This is a genomic window from Frigoribacterium sp. CFBP 8751 (genome assembly GCF_014841545.1).
Classification (GTDB): Bacteria; Actinomycetota; Actinomycetes; order Actinomycetales; family Microbacteriaceae; genus Frigoribacterium.
In genome coordinates, this window is record NZ_JACYUB010000002.1 from 667,257 (window position 1) to 686,817 (window position 19,561).

A 19,561-nucleotide genomic window follows, 5' to 3' on the forward strand; every position below is an offset into this window, starting at 1 on the left:
CTCCTGGTTCGTCGGGCCAGCCTAACCCGGCGCCGTCGACGGCTCGCCCCGACGGACCGGCACGAGGCCCAGCGCGTCGCCGTCCACCTGCTCGAAGGCGTCGAGAACCGCCCGCACGCTCGGCACCCGGTCACCCCCGCGCCCGTGGACGACGTGCACCACCCGGGCGAGACCCTCGTCCAGTCCGACCACGCGCACGCCGGGAGGCACGGCGGCGGACACCAACGACAGCCCCGGCAGCAGGGCGACGCCGAGCCCCGCCGCGACGAGACCGAGCACGGCGAGGGCGTTGTCCGTCTCGAGCACGATCTCGGGCTCGAACCCCGACGCGGCGCAGGTGGCGAGCAGATGGCCTCGGCAGCGGGGACAGCCACCGATCCACCTCTCGTGCGCCAGACCCGCGAAGGCGTCGCCCCGGGCGAACGGGTGCGCCGTCGGCAGGGCCAGCACCGTGCGGTCGACGAAGGAGGCGCGGTGCAGCAGCCCGTCGAGGTCGCGTTCGCCCCCGGCGTCACCCCCGTGGCGGAAGGTGATCGCGACGTCCGCCGAGCCGTCCCGCAGTCGTGCCAGCGCCTCCGGCGGTTCCGCCTCGACGTAGTCGACCGTGAGGCCGGGGTGCCGGTCGCGCAGGCGCGACAGCACGTCGGGGACGATCGTGGACGACGCGCTGGGGAAGCCTGCCAGCGTGACGCGACCCGTGGCGACGCCGCCCAGGGCGTCGAGGTCCTGCCGCGCGGCGTCGAGGGCCGCCTGCACGTGGACGGCGTGGGCCGCGAGCCTCCGTCCGGCGTCGGTGAGCGCGACACCGCGTCCTGCCCGCAGCACGAGCGGCTGACCGACCTGGCGTTCGGCCCGCCGGAGCTGCTGGCTGACGGCGGGTTGGCTGTAGCCGAGCAGGGCGGCGGCCGCCGTGATCGTGCCGGTGTCCGCGACGGCGCGGACGACGCGCAGCGACGCGAGGTCGAGATCGTCGGTCATGCTCGAATCATAAGTCGTCGTGATGGATGACCTCAGACACTGGCGGTTGTCCTGCGATCTCGACGAGAGGAGCCTGAGGGCATGACCGAGCCCCGTCCCGACCTCTTCGCCCCTGCGCCGGGCTACCTCGCGGCCTGCACCATGGGCCTGCCGATGCGGTCGACGGTCGAGGCGTTGCGGGCCGACCTCGACCGGTGGTCGTCCGGTCGGGCCGGTCCCGTCGCCTACGGCGCCGTCGTCGAGGAGGCGCGCGCGGCCTTCGCCCGGCTGGCCCGGGTCGACGTCGGCCGCGTCGCCATCGCGTCCCAGACGTCGGCGATGGTCGCGGTGCTCGCGGCCTCGGTGCCGGACGGTGCCGAGGTGCTCGTGCCCACGGGCGACTTCAGCTCGATCGTCTACCCCTTCGTGGTGCAGGAGGCGCGGGGCGTCCGGGTGCGGAGCGTCCCGCTCGACGAGCTGGCCGGCTCCGTCGGGCCCGACACGCACCTCGTGGCCTGGTCGGCCGTCCAGTCCGCCACGGGCGAGGTCGCCGACGACGCAGCCGTCGTCGCCGCGGCGGCCCGCCACGGGGCCCTGACGCTGTGCGACCTGACCCAGGCCGCCGGCGTGCGACCCGTCGACGCCTCACGGTACGATGCCAGCGTCACGCACGCCTACAAGTGGTTGTGCTGCCCGCGCGGGGTGGCGTTCCTCACCCTGGGGGAGCGGCTGCAGCGCATGACGGTGCCGGCGCAGGCCGGTTGGTACGCGGGCGACGACGTGTGGGGCTCGTGCTACGGCCCCGAGATGCGGCTCGCCGCGGACGCCCGGGCGTTCGACGTCTCGCCCGCCTGGCAGGCCTGGGCCGGAGCGCTTCCCGCGCTCCGCACGTTCGCCGGGCTCGACGCCGACGAGACCTGGGCGCACGCCGCCGGGACGGGCGACGCGCTCTGCGCGCGGCTCGGGATCGAGGCGCAGGGCCGAGCGATCGTGACCTGGGCCGATCCCGACGGACGCGACCAGCGCCTCCTCGGCGACGCCGGTCTCGTGGTCTCGGGACGCGCCGGTCGCGTCCGCGTGGCGTTCCACCTCTGGAACGACGAGAGCGACGTCGAGGCCGTCGCCGCCGCGCTCGGCCGGTGACGCTCCGCCGCTAGAGTTGCCGGGTACCTCGACCGACCGGGCACCCAGCTCGCGCCTCAACTCATCGGAGCATCACACGTGGCAGCACCCAACCGTCTCGATTCCGTCATCGCCCTGGCCAAGCGCCGCGGCTTCGTCTTCCAGTCGGGAGAGATCTACGGCGGTTCGCGCTCGGCCTGGGACTACGGGCCCCTCGGCGTCGCCCTGAAGGAGAACATCAAGCGCCAGTGGTGGCAGACCATGGTGCAGGGCCGCGACGACGTCGTCGGCCTGGACTCGGCGGTCATCCTGCCGCGTCAGGTGTGGGAGGCCTCGGGTCACGTCGAGGTCTTCAGCGACCCGCTGGTCGAGTCGCTGCACACCCACAAGCGCTACCGCGCCGACCACCTGCTCGAGGCGTACGAGGCCAAGCACGGCCACCCGCCCGAGAACGGCCTGGCCGACGTCCGCGACCCCGACACCGGGCAGCCCGGCTCGTGGACCGAACCGCAGAACTTCTCGGGCCTGCTCAAGACCTTCCTCGGTCCGGTCGACAACGAGCAGGGCATGGCCTACCTGCGACCCGAGACCGCGCAGGGCATCTTCACCAACTTCGACAACATCCTGCAGTCGTCGCGCATCAAGCCGCCGTTCGGCATCGGCCAGATCGGCAAGAGCTTCCGCAACGAGATCACGCCCGGCAACTTCATCTTCCGCACGCGCGAGTTCGAGCAGATGGAGATGGAGTTCTTCGTCGAGCCCGGCAGCGACGAAGAGTGGCACCAGTACTGGATCGACCAGCGGTTCCAGTGGTACGTCGACCTCGGCATCGACCCCGAGAACCTCCGCCTCTACGAGCACGCCGCCGAGAAGCTCTCGCACTACTCGAAGCGCACCGTCGACATCGAGTACCGCTTCCGGTTCGCCGGCGGCGAGTTCGGCGAGCTCGAGGGCATCGCGAACCGCACCGACTACGACCTCAAGACCCACGCCGCCGCCTCGGGCAAGGACCTCACCTACTTCGACCAGGCCAAGAACGAGCGCTGGACGCCCTACGTCATCGAGCCCGCCGCCGGTCTGACCCGCTCGCTCATGGCCTTCCTCGTCGACGCGTACACCGAGGACGAGGCGCCGAACGCGAAGGGCGGCGTCGACAAGCGCACCGTCCTGAAGCTGGACCGGCGCCTGGCCCCGATCAAGGTCGCCGTCCTGCCGCTCAGCCGCAACGAGCAGCTGTCGCCCATGGCCCGCGGGCTCGCCGCCGACCTCCGCAAGTACTGGAACATCGACTTCGACGACGCAGGAGCCATCGGCCGCCGCTACCGCCGCCAGGACGAGATCGGCACGCCGTTCTGCGTCACCGTCGACTTCGACTCGCTCGACGACGACGCGGTGACCGTGCGCGAGCGCGACACCATGGCCCAGCAGCGCATCCCGCTGGCCGGATTGCGGGCCTACCTGGCCGAGCAGCTGCTCGGCGCGTAGCCGCCCGCGTCGGCGCGCCCGCGGGCCCTCGTCGTGCACTCGCTGCACGACGGGGGCCCGCGTCGTGCACCCGCCGCGCGTCGCACCGACCTTCGTCGGCAACTCCTGCCTGCTGCTGCGACGTGACCCCAGCACGCGGCGTGTCGTCCGTCGACGACGCACGAGGCAGGAGTTGCCCGCGCCCGACTGGCGCTCCGTGCGACGAGGACTCGCCCCCAGGGTTCCCGGGCGAGGCCGTCGTCCCCAGGCCGCCCGTACTGCCCACGGCCGACGGGCACCGCTCGGGACGCTGTGGGGCATGACCACGATCTCCGAACTCGTCTCCGACGCCGGTGGCTTGTTGCACAAGCGTGATCTCGTCGCGCTGGGTGCGACGGACCGCCATCTGACCGTCGCCGTCCGCTCCCGCGCGGTCCGTCGCCCGCGACGCGGCTGGTACTCGACGTGGCCGCGCCATGATCCGCGTTTCGTGGCCGTCGCGGTGGGGGGACGCCTCACCGGTGCCGCCGCCCTGCACCAGCTCGGGGCGTGGTCGTGGCGACGTCCGCCGATCACGGTCTCGGTGCCCGAGACCGCGTCCCGCCTCCGACGGCGACGGGGCGTCCGCATCGTCTGGGACCCCGTCGACCTCGGGTCCCGTGGCTCGACCTGGGCGGTGGACCCGCGAGACGCCCTCGCCCGAGCGGTGGTCGAAGCGGAGTCCCTCGAGGACGCGGTCATCTTGGTCGACTGGGCACGGAGCGTCGGCATCGTGACCGACGACGAGGACGCCGCCGAGGTCCTGGCGCGGAAACGCGCCGACGCTGCTGGGCTGGTGGCCTGGAGCGACGGGGGAGCCGAGAGCATCCTCGAGTCGACGGCCGGGACGAGGCTCCGTCGGGCCGGGCACCACGTCGTGCGACAGGTGCCCGTCGGCACCACGGGCAAGATCCTCGACATGCTCGTCGACGGTGTCGTCGGTCTCGAGACCGACGGTCGCGTGCACCACGAGAGCCGCTTCGACCGGGACCGCCTCAAGGACGCCGACATCGCCCTCGACGGACATGTTCCGTTCCGGGCGGGGACCATCATGGTGCGTGACCTGTGGGCCCGCACGTCGGCCGCGATCGAGGCCCTGATCACCACGGCGGGCGGCCCGAGACCGCCGTCACGTGTCGGCAATTCCTGCCTCCCGCGAGTGCTCGGGCCCCGAGGCCGCAGGAACTGGCGGCTCGCGCCACCGGGCCGACGCAGGGGGCAGGAGTTGCCGACAGGGTGAGGCGGGTGAGGGCGAGGCACGACGGGGCGATGGAAGTGCCGAGGGCGCGGGGAATGGGGAGGGCCCGGCACGAGTTGGGACTGCCGTGACCGCAGACTCCGCCACCCCGTCCGCGACCGTCAAGGTCGACATCTGGTCCGACATCGCCTGCCCCTGGTGCTTCATCGGCAAGCGCAAGTTCGAGGAGGCCGTGCGACGCTTCGGCGGCCCCGTCGAGGTCGAGTACCACTCGTTCGAGCTCTCTCCCGACACCCCGGTCGACTTCGAGGGCGACGAGGTCGACTTCCTCTCGAAGCACAAGGGCATGCCCGCCGACCAGGTCCGCGGGATGCTCGACACCGTGGCCGGCATCGCGTCCGAGGTCGGCCTCGCCTACGACTTCGAGCACCTGCAGCACACCAACACGGTCAAGGCGCACGAGCTCCTGCACTTCGCCAAGGCGAACGGTCGTCAGACCGAGATGAAGGAACGCCTGCTCCACGCCTACTTCGAGGAGGGCCGACACGTGGGCCGCGTCGACGATCTCGTCGCGCTGGCCGGCGAGGTCGGCCTGGACGAGCAGGAGGCGCGCGAGGCACTCGAGACCGGGCGTCACGTCGCCGCCGTGCGGGCCGACCAGGCCCAGGCACAGGCCTTCGGCATCACCGGAGTCCCGTTCTTCGTCCTCGACGGCAAGTACGGCATCTCGGGCGCCCAGGCTCCCGAGACCTTCGTCCAGGCCCTCGAGCAGGTCGCCTCCGAGGTGGCCCGATGAGAGAGCCCGTCGGGGTCGAGGTCGATAAGCCGACCGCGACGTTCACCATGCTCGGCTCACCGGACGCCGCCGCCTGCGAGGGGGACTCCTGCCTCGTCGTCCCGCCCGGCATCGCCGACACGTCCGTCGACCGGACCTCGGACGACGAGCCCGGGAGGCGCGGCGTCAGTCGCTGATGTCGGCCACGGTCGCGTCGTACCCGGCGATCAGGTCGTCGGCGTCGACGAAGGCGCTGAAGCCGTGGGCTCCGGCACCCAGGGCGACGCGCCTCCCCACGATGCGGGAGTCCGCGACCACCGGCCAGGCTGTCGAGCTGCCCAGGGGAGTGATCGTGCCCCGTTCGTACCCGGTGACCTCGAGGGCGACGTCGGCGCTCGGCATCGACAGCTTGTTGACGCCGACGACCGCTCGGAGCTTCGCCCACGAGATCTGCCGGTCGCCCGGGACGAGCGCGAACAGGAACGACCCGTCGTGTCGCTTGACGACGAGGCTCTTGACGATGTCGGAGGACCGCAGTCCGAGCAGCGCGGCAGCGGCCTCGAGCGAGTCGGCCGCAGGACGCGCCACGATCTCGACGGCGAGACCGCGGGCGGCGGCGTCCGTGCGCACCCGCCCCGTGCCATCGACCGACCTCGGGGCGCCCCCGGCACCCCCGACGTCCGCGTCGTCCACACCACTCGTCAGCCCGCCGTCGCTCATGGGAGAATCGTAACGATGTCCACCACCACCCTGCCCTCGCGCGGCCTCTCGATCGGACCGATCGACGTGGCCTCGCCCGTCGTGCTCGCCCCCATGGCCGGCATCACCAACACGGCCTACCGCCGCCTGTGTCGCGAGTACGGCGCCGGTCTCTACGTGAGCGAGATGATCACGAGTCGGGCTCTGGTCGAGCGCACGCCCGAGTCGATGCGCCTCATCCAGCACCACGAGTCCGAGACCCCCCGCAGCATCCAGCTCTACGGCGTCGAACCCAACACGGTGGCCGAGGCGGTCACGATGCTCGTCGCCGAGGACCGCGCCGACCACATCGACCTCAACTTCGGCTGTCCGGTCCCCAAGGTCACCCGCAAGGGCGGCGGCTCGGCCCTGCCCTGGAAGATCGGCCTCTTCCGCGAGATCGTCGAGGGTGCGGTCAAGGCCGCCGGTGACATCCCGGTGACCGTCAAGATGCGCAAGGGCATCGACGACGACCACCTCACCTACCTCGAGGCCGGTCGAGCCGCGCAGGGCGCTGGTGTGGCGAGCATCGCGTTGCACGCGCGCACGGCGGCCGACTTCTACTCGGGCACGGCCGACTGGTCGGCCATCGCGACCCTGAAGCAGACGATCACCGACGTGCCGGTCCTCGGCAACGGCGACATCTGGTCGGCGGCCGACGCCCTGCGCATGGTCGACGAGACCGGCTGCGACGGTGTGGTCGTCGGCCGGGGCTGCCTCGGCCGCCCGTGGCTGTTCGGTGACCTCGCCGCGGCCTTCCGCGGCGAAGACCTGAAGGCCGAGCCGACCCTCGGCGAGGTGGGTCGGGCCTTCCGGCGTCACGCCGAGCTCATGGTCGAGTTCTGGTCGGGCGACGAGGGGCGGGCCTGCCGTGACATGCGCAAGCACGTCGCCTGGTACTTCAAGGGTTACCCCGTGGGCGGCGAGGTCCGGGCGGCTCTCGCCCTGGCCGACTCGCTGCAGCAGATCGACGACCTGCTCGCCACGATGGACCCCGACGAGCAGTACCCCGGCGAGGCGGCCGAGGGGCCGCGGGGGCGCGCAGGCAGCCCCAAACGTCCTGCTCTTCCCGACCGGTGGCTCGAGAGCCGCGACCTCGACGATGCCTTCAAGGCCGAGCTCGCCGCCGCCGAGCTGCACCACAGCGGCGGCTAGGCACACCCGTCCCCGACATCCCTTCCCGTCCCGACCGAGAGGCCCCGGTGTCCACCGAAGCCCTGCCGAGTGCTGCCCCCGGGTACGACCCCGCCGACTCCGAGCGCTGGTTGCCCGAGCAGCACTCCAACCGGCGCAGCGACTTCGCCCGCGACCGGGCCCGTCTGCTGCACTCGAGCGCGCTGCGCCGCTTGGCGGCCAAGACGCAGGTGCTCAGCCCCACCGCCGGCCTCGATTTCGCCCGCAACCGGTTGACGCACTCGCTCGAGGTCGCGCAGGTCGGTCGTGAGCTCGCGACGAGCCTCGGCCTCGACCCCGACGTCGTCGACACGGCCTGCCTCGCGCACGACCTCGGCCACCCGCCGTTCGGGCACAACGGTGAGCGAGCCCTGAACGAGTGGTCGTCCGACATCGGGGGCTTCGAGGGCAACGCGCAGACCCTGCGGCTGCTGACCCGCATCGAACCCAAGGTGATCGACGCGACCGGGCGGAGTTTCGGGTTGAACCTGACCCGCGCGAGCCTCGACGCCAGTTGCAAGTACCCGTGGCCGGCAGCGCAGGGCATCCCCGACCCGGGCGGTCGCATGAAGTTCGGCTTCTACGACGACGACACGGCCGCCTTCGAGTGGCTGCGCCGGGGCGCCCCGCGTCGGCGACGGTGCGTCGAGGCCCAGGTGATGGACCTCAGCGACGACATCGCGTACTCCGTGCACGACTTCGAGGACGCCGTCGTCAACGGGTACGTCGACGTCGCGGCCCTGGGGGCCCGGGTCGACCACGACTCGCTCGTCACGGCCATGCACGCGTGGGTCGGCGGCGAGCTCAGCCGCGACGAGCTGACCGAGGCCTTCGACCGGTTGCAGGCACTGCCGTTCTGGCTCGAGTCGTACGACGGCAGCCGGTTCGCGCAGGCCCGCCTCAAGAACCTCACGAGCCAGCTGATCGGCCGGTTCGCCGGTTCGGCCACGCAGGCGACCCGCGACTCGTATCCCGGTGACGCCCTGATGCGCTTCGGTGCCTCGGTCGTCGTGGCCCCCGACGTGATCGGCGAGATCGCCGTGCTCAAGGGCATCGTCGCGGCGTTCGTCATGACGAGCGACGACCGGCAGCCGATCTACCTGCGGCAGCGCGAGGTGCTCACCGGCCTCGCCGACGCCCTCTGGCAGGCGGGCCCTTCCGAACTCGACCGGGGGTTCGCGGCCGACTGGGCCTCGGCCGACGACGACGCCGCGAGGCGTCGCGTCGTGGTCGACCAGGTCGCCTCCCTGACCGACCAGAGCGCCACGGCCTGGCACGACCGGCTGACCGCCGACCGCTGAGGCGACCCCCCAGGAGGCGCGGGTCCTCCCCAGCCCCGCCGCGCCTCCTCGTCCTCCCGCGGTCGGCCCTCCCGGGGTCGGCGCCGTCGGTGGCGCGACCTAGAATCGACAGGTGCCCGGCCTGATCAAACGCAACGACATCGACGAGGTCCGGTCGCGCACCAACATCGCCGACATCGTGGGCGACCACGTCACGCTCAAGGGCGCGGGCGTGGGGTCGCTCAAGGGCCTCTGCCCGTTCCACGACGAGCGCAGCCCGAGCTTCCACGTGCGGCCCCAGGTGGGTCGGTACCACTGCTTCGGCTGCGGTGAGGACGGCGACGTCTTCAGCTTCGTGATGAAGACCGACCACACGACCTTCCAAGAGGCGGTCGAGCGCATGGCCGCGCGCATCGGCTTCGAGCTGCACTACGAAGACGGCGGTCAGGCCAGCGACCACGGCAACCGGGCGCGGCTGATCTCGGCGAACGAGGCGGCTCGAGAGTTCTTCGTGGACCACCTGACGGCCGCCGACGCCGAGCCCGCCCGGCGGTTCCTCGGCGAGCGGGGTTTCGATCCGGCCGCGGCCGAGCGGTTCGGCGTCGGCTTCGCCCCCAAGTCGTTCGACGCCCTGCGGTCGCACCTCAAGGGGCTCGGCTACCGCGACGAAGAACTCGTCACCGCGGGGCTGTTGAGCCAGGGCGACCGCAGCCCCTACGACCGCTTCCGGGGGCGGCTGGTGTGGCCGATCCGCGACGTCACGGGGTCGACCATCGGGTTCGGCGCCCGTCGGTTGCTCGAGGACGACAAGGGGCCGAAGTACCTCAACACCCCCGAGACGCCGATCTACCACAAGTCCCAGGTGCTCTACGGGCTCGACCTCGCCCGCCGGGACATCTCGAAGGGCAAGCAGGTCGTCATCGTCGAGGGCTACACCGACGTCATGGCCTGCCACCTGGCCGGGGTCACGACGGCCGTGGCGACCTGCGGCACCTCGTTCGGCGTCGACCACATCAAGGTGCTGCGTCCCATGCTCGGCGACGTCAGCGGGGCCGACACGTCGACCGGCGGCGAGGTCGTCTTCACCTTCGACCCCGACGAGGCGGGCCAGAAGGCGGCGTCCCGCGCGTTCGCCGAAGAGCAGCGGTTCGCCGCACAGACCTTCGTCGCCGTCGCACCCGACGGGCTCGACCCGTGCGACCTGAGGCTGAACCGCGGCGACGACGCCGTGCGCCGCCTCATCTCGACCAAGCGGCCGATGTTCGAGTTCATGATCCGTCGACTGATCGACGGGCACGACCTCGAGACCGTCGAGGGCCGGGTGTCGGCGCTCCGGGCGGCCTCCCCGGTGGTGGCCGGCATCCGTGACCGGTCGATGACGCAGGGCTACGTGCGGTCGCTGGCGGGTTGGCTGGGGCTCGACCCGGCGGACGTGGCGCGGTCCGTCGACGACGCGGGTCGCGCCTCCTCGGCGCAGAACGCGCTCGAACGGTCACAGCCGAAGAGCGTCTCGGACGGTCGGCAGTCGATCACGAGCCTGCCCCCGGTGCCCGACGAGCCGGCCGGCCCGAGCCTGTTGACGCTGCCGGCCGACCTGACGACCCGCACCGAGCGCGACGCGCTCATGGCGATGCTCCAGCACCCGGCGACGGTCGGCTTCGAGCTCATGCAGCGTGCGGCCCGGGCGCGCATCGAGAACAGCGCCCTGGCGGTCGTCCGCGACGCGATCGGGGCGAGCCTCGACCGCTTCGACTCGGCCGACTGGCTCGACGTCGTGCTCGGCCAGACCCCGTCGCCGTTCGACACCCTCGCCAAAGAGCTCGCCGTCGCCCCGATCCCCGAGCGCGAGGGGCGCGAGATCACGACCTACTGTCGGGGCATCGTCGTCTCGATCGTCGAACGCGACCTGATCCGCGAGAAGTCCGAACTGCTCGGGCAGTCGTTCCGCACCGACATGAAGACCGAACCCGAACGCTGGCGCGAGATCCAGGTGAGGATCGCCGCGGTCGAGGCCGAGCGCCGGTCCGTCCGACAAGAGTGAGGTCGGCGGCCGTCACGTGGTGCGCGGGCCTGAACGCGCATACATCGCGAGGATGCGCCGCCGGCCCCGAGACGACCAGTTGGCAAGGGTTCGTTGCGGGCCTGTAAACAGTTGCGCGATGAGCCCGTCTCAGGCTCACGTGTGTGTTACCAATGGACGTTCCCTGAAACGGCCGCGTCCACAGCACGGCCCGGGGCCCCTTGCACACAGAGAAAGAGGTAACCGGATATGACATCCGACTCCACGCTCGCCCGACGCGCCCTCGCCGTCGTCGGTGGCGCCGCTGCCACCGCACTCGTCCTCTCGGGCTGCGCCTCCGGTGGTGACGCGACCGACGCCCTCGACGGTCTCAGCATCGGCACGACCGACGTCATCACGTCGCTCGACCCGGCCGGTTCGTACGACAACGGCTCGTTCGCCGTCCAGAACCAGGTGTTCGGGTTCCTGACGAACGCCCCGTACGGCAGCCCCGACGTCGAGCCCGACCTGGCCGAGTCCGCCGACTTCACCAGCCCGACCGAGTACACGGTCACGCTGAAGGACGGACTGACCTTCGCGAACGGCAACGCGCTCACCTCGAGCGACGTCAAGTTCAGCTTCGACCGCCAGCTGGCCATCGCCGACCCCAACGGCCCGTCGTCGTTGCTCGGCAACCTGGCCAGCACCGACGCGCCGGACGACACGACCGTCGTCTTCACTCTCAAGTCGGCCGACCAGACCTGGCCCCAGGTGCTCTCGAGCCCCGCCGGCCCGATCGTCGACGAGGACGTCTTCTCGGCCACCGGGCTGACCGACGCCGACGACATCGTCAAGGGCAACGCCTTCTCGGGCCAGTACACGATCACCGACTACTCGCAGAACGAGACGATCGCCTACGCGGCGAACGACGCCTACGACGGCGTGCTCGGTGCTCCGAAGACCGACTCGGTCACGGCGACGTACTACACCGAAGAGACCGACCTGAAGCTGGCCGTCCAGAACGGCGACGTCGACGTCGCGAACCGTAGCCTGAGCCCGACCGACCTGGCCGACCTGGCCAAGGACGACGCACTCACCGTGCACAACGGCCCCGGCGGCGAGATCCGCTACCTGGTGTTCAACTTCAACACCATGCCCTACGGCGCCACGCAGCCCGACGCCGACCCGGCCAAAGCCCTGGCCGTGCGTCAGTCGGTGGCCGACACGGTCGACCGTGCCGCCCTCGCCAAGGACGTCTACAACGACACCTACACGCCGCTCTACTCGGTCGTCCCCGACGGCCTGACCGGTGCGACCAAGCCGCTCGAGGGCCTCTACGGCGACGGCCAGGGCGGCCCCGACGTCGACAAGGCCGCCGCGGCCCTGTCGGCCGCCGGCGTCAGCACCCCGGTGTCGATCGACCTGCAGTACAGCCCCGACCACTACGGGGCGTCGAGCGACGAAGAGTACGCCCTGATCAAGTCGCAGCTCGAGGCGAGCGGCCTGTTCACCGTGAACCTGCAGTCGACCCTCTGGGACACCTACAGCACCGAGCGCCGCGAGGACGCCTACCCCGTGTACCAGCTGGGGTGGTTCCCCGACTTCTCGGACGCCGACAACTACCTGACGCCGTTCTTCAGCGCGGACAACTTCGTCGGCAACCACTACGACAGCCCGACCGTCCAGGGTCTGCTGACGCAGGAGATCGGTGAGCAGGACGCCTCGGCCCGCGAGGCGACCATCGGCCAGATCCAGGACGCCGTCGCGGCCGACCTGCCCACGCTGCCGCTCTTGCAGGGCACGCAGGTCGTCGTCTCGCAGTCCGACGTCAAGGGCGTGGACGACACGCTCGACGCGTCGTTCAAGTTCCGTTACGGTGCGCTGAGCCGCTGACGCGCCGCCTCGTCTCCTGAGCCCCGCCGGTACGCCGGTCGGGCTCGGGGGTCGGGGGACTCCGCACCACGGCCGTACGCCGAGGGGGCGACCCGCGACACCGCGGGGCGCCCCCTCCGGCCTGCGACCGGCACCACACCATCGAAAGGCCCAACGACGTGACCCTGATCACCGACGGCTCCCTCACGGCGCCGCCCACCTCCAGCCCCGGGAAGTCCCGAAGTTCCGGGGGCGGCGGCCTCGGACGCTACATCGTGATCCGCGCGATCCTGATCGTGCCCACCGTGTTCATCCTCGTCACGCTCGTGTTCTTCCTGATGCGCGTGGTCGGCAACCCGATCACCGCCTCCGTCGGCGGCCGACTCACCGAGGCGCAGCTGCAAGAGCGTCTCGCCGCCGCCGGCTACGACCGCCCCGTGATCGTCCAGTACCTCGAGTACCTCGGCCAGATCGTCCGGGGCGACTTCGGCACCACCGCGACCGACAACCGCGAGATCAGCGGCATCCTGCTCCAGTACGGCAGCGCCACCATCGAGCTCGTCTTCTACGCGCTGATCGTCGCGCTCGTGCTGGGCATCCCGCTCGGCATGCTCGCCGCCTACGTCCGTGACCGCTGGCCCGACGCGATCCTGCGCGTTCTCGCGATCCTCGCCTACGCCACCCCGGTGTTCTTCGCCGGCCTGCTGCTCAAGCTCACCTTCTCGGTCTGGCTCGGCTGGCTGCCCCTCGGCGGTCGTGCCAGCACTCGGGTCGCCATCGCCCTGGGGCGCATCGACCACCCCACGGGCATCTACATCGTCGACGCCCTGCGCACCGGCAACTCGACGATCATCGTCGACGTCCTCTCGCACGCCGTGCTGCCCGCCCTCGCGCTCGGCGTCCTGACCGCCGGCATCTTCCTGCGACTCGTGCGCACCAACGTCATCGGCACGCTCGGGTCCGAGTACGTCGACGCGGCCCGCTCGCGGGGCGTCAGCGAGTTCCGGCTCGTCCGGGCGCACGCGCTCAAGCCCGCCCTCATCCCGATCATCACCGTCATGGGCCTCCAGATCGCGATGCTGCTCGGCGGCTCGGTGCTCACCGAGACGACCTTCGGCTGGCGGGGGCTCGGCTTCCAGTTGCAGCAGTACCTGTCGGCCCGCGACTTCATCGCCGTGCAGGGCATCGTCGCCGTGCTCGCCGTCATCGTCGCCGTGACCAACTTCGTGGTCGACGTGATCGCCGCCCTGATCGACCCCCGCGTGAGGTACTGACCATGACCGATGCAGCCGTCGCGGCCGACCGCCGCGAACCCCTCTACAAGCGCCTTCCCGTCGTCGCCCAGATCCGCCGCTCGGTGGGACTGCAGCGCGGCATGTTGCTGACCGGCGTCGTCATCGTCGCCGTGTTCGTGCTGCTGGCGATCTTCGCCCCGCTCATCGCGCCCTACGGCTTCGGCCAGCTGCGCGGTGCCACCGAGGCCTTCCCGCGCCAGGCGCCGCCCTCGGCCGAGCACCTGTGGGGCACCACGGTCGGCGGCTACGACGTGTTCAGCCGCGTCATGTGGGGCACCCGCACCGCCGTGGCCGTGGTCATCGTGGCCGTCGTGCTGTCGATCACGATCGGCGTGACGCTCGGCCTGGTCTCGGGCTACCTCGGCGGGTGGCTCGACCGGGTGCTCGTCGTCATCGCCGACGCGGTCTACGCGTTCCCGTCGCTGTTGCTCGCCATCGTCGTCTCGATCGTCATCAGCGGGGGCCAGTCCAGCCTCTGGGGTGGCATCGTCTCGGCGGGCATCTCGATCACCGTGGTCTACGTCCCGCAGTACTTCCGGGTCGTCCGTGCCGAGGCCACGAGGCTCAAGGCCGAGGCGTTCGTCGAGTCGGCCAAGGTGAACGGCAGCAGCACGGGCCGCATCATGTTCAAGCACGTCCTGCGCAACGCCACGCGCAGCCTGCCCCTGATCCTCACGCTGAACGCGTCCGAGGCGATCCTGACCCTGGCGGCCCTCGGCTTCCTCGGCTTCGGCATCGGCCCGACCGCGGCGGCCGAGTGGGGCTACGACCTGAACCGTGCTCTGTCCGACACGGCCAGCGGCATCTGGTGGACCGGCGTGTTCCCCGGTGCGGCGATCGTGCTGATGGTGCTCGGCATCACGCTGATGGGCGAGAGCCTGAACGACCTGGCCGACCCGCGCCTCCGGACCCGCCGTCGCGCGAAGCGCAAGACGAAGGCCGGCCGCGGTGCCCAGCAGGCACCGACCACGACGAACGACGAGGTGACCGCATGAGCGCCGACACGACCACGACCGGCCGACCGGCGGCCCCGCGCGACGAGCGCCCCGTCGCCGTCGGCATCACCGACCTCGAGGTCACCTTCGCGACGGACGGCGGTGACGTCGCCGCCGTGCAGGGCGTGACGCTCGACGTCCGCGCGGGCGAGGTGCTGGCGATCGTCGGCGAGTCGGGCAGCGGCAAGACCGTGACCGCCAAGACGATCCTCGGCCTGTTGCCCGAGACGGCGGTCGCCACCGGCGCGGTGCTGCTCTCGGGGCAGAACGTCCTCGAGGTCGGCCCCAAGAAGGTCCGCGAGCTGCGCGGCACCGACGTGGCCATGGTCTTCCAAGAGCCGTCGACCGCACTCAACCCCGTCTACACGGTGGGTTGGCAGATCGCCGAGGGCCTCCGGGCCCACGGCAAGGTCGGACGCAAGGAGGCGCGGGTCAAGGCGATCGACATCCTGCGTCGCGTGGGCATCCCCGACCCCGAGGCCCGCGTCGACTACTACCCGCACCAGTTCTCGGGCGGGCAGAAGCAGCGCGTGGTCATCGCGATGGCGCTCGTCCTCGACCCGTCGGTGATCGTCGCGGACGAGCCGACCACGGCCCTCGACGTGACCGTGCAGGCCGAGATCCTCGACCTGCTGCGCCGCTGCCGCGACGAGTTCGGCACGGCCATCGTGCTGATCACGCACAACATGGGCGTCGTCGCCGACCTCGCCGACCGCGTCGCCGTCATGTACCTCGGCAAGGTCGTCGAGCAGGCCCCGGCCGTCGAGCTGTTCGCGAACCCGCAGGACGACTACACCAAGCGCCTGCTCGGCTCGGTCCCGAAGCTCGAGGCCCGCGGTCACACGCAACAGGAGCAGCCCGCCGACAGCGAGGTCGTCGTCCGTGCCCGGGGACTCGAGATCGAGTACCCCGGTCGCCTCGGCCGCGGCGGCTTCCGGGCCGTCAAGGGAGTCGACTTCACCATCGCCCGCGGCGAGGTCCTCGGCCTGGTCGGCGAGAGCGGTTCGGGCAAGACGACGATCGGACGGGCCATCGCCGGGCTGACGAAGGTCACCGGGGGGTCGCTCGAGGTGCTCGGCATCGAGATGAACGGGGTGCACGAGCGTGACTTCAAGCCGAAGCGCGCCGACATCGGCTTCGTCTTCCAGGACCCCGCGTCGAGCTTCAACCCGTTGCTGACCATCGCCGAGTGCGTGGCCGAGCCGCTCATCGTGCACGGCCGTGCGAAGGACGCCCGGGCCGCCCGTCCGCGCGTCGACGAACTGCTCGAGGCGGTGCAGCTGCCGAAGTCGTTCGCCGACCGCTACCCCCACGAGCTCAGCGGCGGGCAGCGTCAGCGGGCGAGCCTCGCCCGGTCGCTCGCCCTCGACCCGACGTTGCTGATCGCGGACGAGCCCACGAGCGCCCTCGACGTGTCGGTGCAGGCCCGCGTGCTCGAGCTCTTCACCGAGTTGCAGGCGCAGCTGGGCTTCGCCGCGTTGTTCATCAGCCACGACCTCGCCGTCGTCAACATGCTGGCCGACCGGATCGGCGTGCTGTTCCACGGCGACCTGATCGAGAGCGGTCCGAACGACCAGGTCCTCGGCGCACCCGAGCACCCCTACACGCAACGCCTGCTGGCGTCGTTGCCCGTGCCCGATCCGATCGAGCAGGCGTCTCGTCGTGAGCGCCTGGCCGCCCTGGACCGCCGCGCGGCGGGCGACGCCGCCCTCGGAACCGCGACCGGCGGGGTGGCCTGACGGTGCCGGGCCGCGAGCTCGACCTCGACCAGCCGGTCGTCACCGACGACCTGTCGCTGCTCTACCCGGCGCGGGCGGGCCACCCGGCCGTGCGGGCCGTCGACGGGGTGACCCTGCGGGTCGAGCCGGGCGAGATCGTCGCCGTGCTCGGCGAGAGCGGCTCGGGCAAGTCGACGCTCGCGATGGCCCTGGCCGGGCTGACCGGCACGGGACGCGTCGACGAGGGGCGACCCCGTCTGGTCGGCGGCACAGCGCGCGTCTTCGGCCAGGACGTCGGCAAGCTGTCGGGCCGGCGACGCGACCGGCTCTCGGCCATGGTCGGCTATCTGGCGCAGGACGACGGCGAACGGCTCAGCCCCGACCTGACCGTCGGCGAGGCCATCGCCGAACCCATCTACCTGCGCGACCGGAAGTTCGACCGCACCGAGGCCGGACGCATCGTCGCCACGCTCGTCGACGGCGTGCACCTGCCGCTCGGCACCATGCTCAAGCAGACCTGGGAGCTCAGCTCGGGTCAGCGGCAGCGTGTCGCCCTGGCTCGCAGCCTCGTCCTCGAGCCGCCCCTCCTGATCGCCGACGAGCCCGCTCGCGGGGTGGACGTGCTCGTCCGCCAGGCCGTCCTCGACGTGATCAAGAACCTGCACGAGGGGCGTCAGTTCTCGGCTCTCGTGGTCACCTCGTCGGTGGCCGAGGCGCGGGCGATCACCGACCGCGTCGCCGTCATGCGGGGCGGTCGTCTGGTCGGGCTGGGCGACATCGACGACGTGCTCCGGACCGGCATCGACCCGTACGTCAAGGTCCTCTCGCAGACCACGCCCATCGACATCATCCGCCCCGAAGAACGCGAGTCCGCGCGTCCGCTCGATCCCGACGCCGAGCCCCGCGGCGAGCAGGCACCGTGACCACCGAGCCGGCCTCGGGCCCTGCCGCGGCGGACGCCGTCGTCGCCTCGGCGGACGCCGCCGTCGTGACGAGCCCGGGAGGCGCGCGCGGCCACCGCGCGGTCGTCACCCCGGGTCCCGTCCTCGCGCCGGGGCGTCGTCCGACCCCGGGCGCCGTCTCGGTGGCCCCCCGTCCGACCCCGGTCTTCGTCGACGCCGTGCGTGCCGGGGGAGCAGACGTCGTCCCGCTCGGCCCGGACACCCGCGGCCTCGTCTGGCTCTCGTACCGTGACCCCGACGGCCTCGCGAGGGCCCTCGACGAGAACCCGGGCGTCGAGTGGGTGCAGCTGCCCTACGCCGGGGTCGACGCCTTCGCCGAGGTCATCGCCGCACGGGCCGACCGCGTGCTGCCGCTCTGGACCAGCGCCAAGGGGGCGTTCGCCGAGCCCGTGGCCGAACACGCCCTCATGCTGGTGCTGTCGTTGCTGAGGGTCGTGCCCCAGCGCGTGCGCGCGACGTCCTGGGCCACCGAACAGCAGGGCCGCTCGCTCTACGGCCGGCACGTCGTCGTCGTCGGCGCCGGCGGCATCGCGATCGAGCTGATGCGCCTCATGACCCCGTTCGACGTGCGCGTGACGATCGTGCGCCGGTCGAGCGAGCCCGTGCCCGGGGCCGACCGCACGCTCCCCGTCGAACGCCTCGACGAGGTGCTGCCCACCGCCGACGTCCTCGTCCTCGCCGCTGCGGCCACGCCCGGCACGTCGGGCCTTCTCGACGCCCGTCGGCTCGCCCTGCTGCCCCAGACGGCCGTGCTCGTGAACGTCGCCCGGGGCAGCCTGGTCGACACGGACTCCCTCGTCGAGGCGGTCAGGGCGGAGCGTCTCTGGGGAGCCGGGGTCGACGTCACGACGCCCGAGCCGCTCCCCGACGGCCACCCACTCTTCGGCGAACCGCGCGTCATCGTCACGCCGCACCAGGCGGACACCCCCGAGATGACGGCCCCGCTGCTGGCCGAGCGCATTCGCCACAACGTGCGGGCCTTCCTCGGCGACGGCGACTTCGTCGGGGTCGTCGACCCGCACGACGGGTACTGACGTCGCGGTCGCGGACGTCCGACGCGCCGCGTCACCACCGTGGTCCGTCGGGGCCTCAGATCTTTGCTAGTGTTGTCTCCGCTGTCACGGACGAAAGTCCGGGGCGGTTGCCATTCCTCGATAGCTCAATTGGCAGAGCAGCCGGCTGTTAACCGGCAGGTTGTTGGTTCGAGTCCAACTCGGGGAGCGAAGGCCCAGAGGCTCCACCCTCTGGGCCTTTTCTCTTGCCCGGTTCGTCCTTTTTCTCTTGTCCGTTCCGTCCGGGGCCGAACGCGAAGGAGGCGCGTCCTGCGGTTCGCAGGACGCGCCTCCTTCGTCCAGGGGCGGCTCGGTCCGAGGTCAGTCCTCGAGGTGGTCGACTCCCGGCAGCCAGGTGCTGCCCGGCTGGCCCCAGCCCTTCTTGCGGACGGCCTTGGCGGCCGCCTTGTGGAACGGGTGCTCGAGCCGGTCCGCGTACAGGATGCCGTCGAGGTGGTCGTACTCGTGTTGGAAGATGCGGGCGAGCCAGCCCCAGGCCTCGATCTCGACCTCGTCGCCGTCGAGGTCGGTGGCCCGCAGCACGACGCCGTCGGCGCGGCGCAGCGGGAACCTCTCACCCGGCACCGACAGGCACCCCTCGGACTCGGAGTCGTCGTCGAGCGGCTCGATCGAGAGCGGGCTCTGCCACAGCGTCGGGTTGATCGCGACGCCCCGCCACAGCTCGCCGTCGTCGTCGGTCCACGAGTAGACGAACAGGCGCTTGCCGACGCCCACCTGAGGGCCCGCGAGGCCGACGCCCGGGGCGGCGTCCATCGTCTCGAACATGTCCGCGACCAGCGTGCGCAGCTCGTCGTCGACGACGGTCACCTCGGAGGCGGGGGAGTGGAGCACGGGGTCACCCGTGATGGAAATGGGTCGAACGGCCATTCGTCCAGACTATCCAGCGCCACGGCGCTAGCGT

The 19,561-nt window shown here is 71.5% G+C and carries 17 protein-coding genes and 1 tRNA gene; 15 read left to right on the forward strand and 3 right to left on the reverse strand.

Features of this window, described 5'->3' with window-relative positions; genetic code table 11:
• Window positions 1-21: 21 nt before the first annotated feature.
• Window positions 22-978 carry a LysR family transcriptional regulator gene (locus IFT88_RS08920; RefSeq protein WP_043592577.1) on the reverse strand — a complete coding sequence of 319 codons (957 nt, stop codon included), beginning with the start codon at window positions 976-978 and terminating at the stop codon, window positions 22-24.
• 81 nt (window positions 979-1,059) lie between these two features.
• Here IFT88_RS08920 and IFT88_RS08925 point away from each other — a divergent pair, with 81 nt between their 5' ends.
• From IFT88_RS08925 to IFT88_RS08945, 5 genes are all read left to right on the forward strand, one after another.
• On the forward strand, window positions 1,060-2,100 hold the full coding sequence (locus tag IFT88_RS08925; RefSeq protein WP_192120052.1) for an aminotransferase class V-fold PLP-dependent enzyme: 1,041 nt from the start codon (window positions 1,060-1,062) through the stop codon (window positions 2,098-2,100).
• Between the two features lie 78 nt (window positions 2,101-2,178).
• On the forward strand, window positions 2,179-3,564 hold the full coding sequence (locus IFT88_RS08930; RefSeq protein ID WP_043592579.1) for a glycine--tRNA ligase: 1,386 nt from the start codon (window positions 2,179-2,181) through the stop codon (window positions 3,562-3,564).
• 298 nt (window positions 3,565-3,862) lie between these two features.
• The gene (locus IFT88_RS08935; RefSeq protein ID WP_192120055.1) at window positions 3,863-4,822 is read left to right on the forward strand and encodes a glycyl-tRNA synthetase; all 960 of its coding nucleotides are present in this window, start codon (window positions 3,863-3,865) and stop codon (window positions 4,820-4,822) included.
• An 85-nt stretch (window positions 4,823-4,907) separates the two neighbouring features.
• Window positions 4,908-5,576 (forward strand): DsbA family protein, encoded by a 669-nt coding sequence (locus IFT88_RS08940; protein WP_192120057.1) that lies wholly within the window; start codon window positions 4,908-4,910, stop codon window positions 5,574-5,576.
• Window positions 5,573-5,752, forward strand: a complete 180-nt coding sequence (locus IFT88_RS08945; protein ID WP_192120059.1) for a hypothetical protein — start codon at window positions 5,573-5,575, stop codon at window positions 5,750-5,752. The genes IFT88_RS08940 and IFT88_RS08945 overlap by 4 nt, the downstream gene beginning before the upstream one ends.
• Here the strand turns inward: IFT88_RS08945 and IFT88_RS08950 are convergent.
• Window positions 5,742-6,275: an aminoacyl-tRNA deacylase gene (locus IFT88_RS08950; RefSeq protein ID WP_192120061.1), complete on the reverse strand. Its 534-nt coding sequence runs from the start codon at window positions 6,273-6,275 to the stop codon at window positions 5,742-5,744. The genes IFT88_RS08945 and IFT88_RS08950 overlap by 11 nt on opposite strands.
• Window positions 6,276-6,290: 15 nt before the next feature.
• Here IFT88_RS08950 and dusB point away from each other — a divergent pair, with 15 nt between their 5' ends.
• The 10 genes from dusB to IFT88_RS09000 all read left to right on the forward strand — a co-directional run bounded on the left by dusB (window position 6,291) and on the right by IFT88_RS09000 (window position 18,808).
• Window positions 6,291-7,448 (forward strand): tRNA dihydrouridine synthase DusB, encoded by a 1,158-nt coding sequence (gene dusB, locus IFT88_RS08955; protein ID WP_137847078.1) that lies wholly within the window; start codon window positions 6,291-6,293, stop codon window positions 7,446-7,448.
• A gap of 47 nt (window positions 7,449-7,495) precedes the next feature.
• Window positions 7,496-8,767 carry a deoxyguanosinetriphosphate triphosphohydrolase gene (locus IFT88_RS08960; RefSeq protein ID WP_231567003.1) on the forward strand — a complete coding sequence of 424 codons (1,272 nt, stop codon included), beginning with the start codon at window positions 7,496-7,498 and terminating at the stop codon, window positions 8,765-8,767.
• Window positions 8,768-8,879: 112 nt separating this feature from the next.
• Window positions 8,880-10,787: a DNA primase gene (gene dnaG / locus IFT88_RS08965; protein ID WP_192120063.1), complete on the forward strand. Its 1,908-nt coding sequence runs from the start codon at window positions 8,880-8,882 to the stop codon at window positions 10,785-10,787.
• A 228-nt stretch (window positions 10,788-11,015) separates the two neighbouring features.
• Entirely contained in the window at window positions 11,016-12,638 is a 1,623-nt protein-coding gene (locus IFT88_RS08970) for an ABC transporter substrate-binding protein (protein WP_192120065.1), read from the forward strand.
• Between the two features lie 158 nt (window positions 12,639-12,796).
• The gene (locus IFT88_RS08975) at window positions 12,797-13,891 is read left to right on the forward strand and encodes an ABC transporter permease (RefSeq protein ID WP_043592590.1); all 1,095 of its coding nucleotides are present in this window, start codon (window positions 12,797-12,799) and stop codon (window positions 13,889-13,891) included.
• Between the two features lie 2 nt (window positions 13,892-13,893).
• Window positions 13,894-14,907 (forward strand): ABC transporter permease, encoded by a 1,014-nt coding sequence (locus tag IFT88_RS08980; protein WP_192120067.1) that lies wholly within the window; start codon window positions 13,894-13,896, stop codon window positions 14,905-14,907.
• Window positions 14,904-16,646 carry a dipeptide ABC transporter ATP-binding protein gene (locus IFT88_RS08985; protein ID WP_192120069.1) on the forward strand — a complete coding sequence of 581 codons (1,743 nt, stop codon included), beginning with the start codon at window positions 14,904-14,906 and terminating at the stop codon, window positions 16,644-16,646. The genes IFT88_RS08980 and IFT88_RS08985 overlap by 4 nt, the downstream gene beginning before the upstream one ends.
• 2 nt (window positions 16,647-16,648) lie before the next feature.
• Entirely contained in the window at window positions 16,649-17,548 is a 900-nt protein-coding gene (locus IFT88_RS08990; RefSeq protein ID WP_192120071.1) for an ATP-binding cassette domain-containing protein, read from the forward strand.
• A gap of 161 nt (window positions 17,549-17,709) precedes the next feature.
• Complete coding sequence (locus IFT88_RS08995) at window positions 17,710-18,621, forward strand: NAD(P)-dependent oxidoreductase (RefSeq protein ID WP_446718826.1); 912 nt, start codon at window positions 17,710-17,712, stop codon at window positions 18,619-18,621.
• Window positions 18,622-18,735: 114 nt separating this feature from the next.
• A tRNA-Asn gene (locus IFT88_RS09000) sits at window positions 18,736-18,808 on the forward strand.
• Window positions 18,809-18,960: 152 nt separating this feature from the next.
• On the opposite strand, the gene def is transcribed toward IFT88_RS09000, so the two are convergent.
• Entirely contained in the window at window positions 18,961-19,527 is a 567-nt protein-coding gene (gene def / locus IFT88_RS09005) for a peptide deformylase (protein ID WP_043592595.1), read from the reverse strand.
• Window positions 19,528-19,561: the final 34 nt, after the last annotated feature.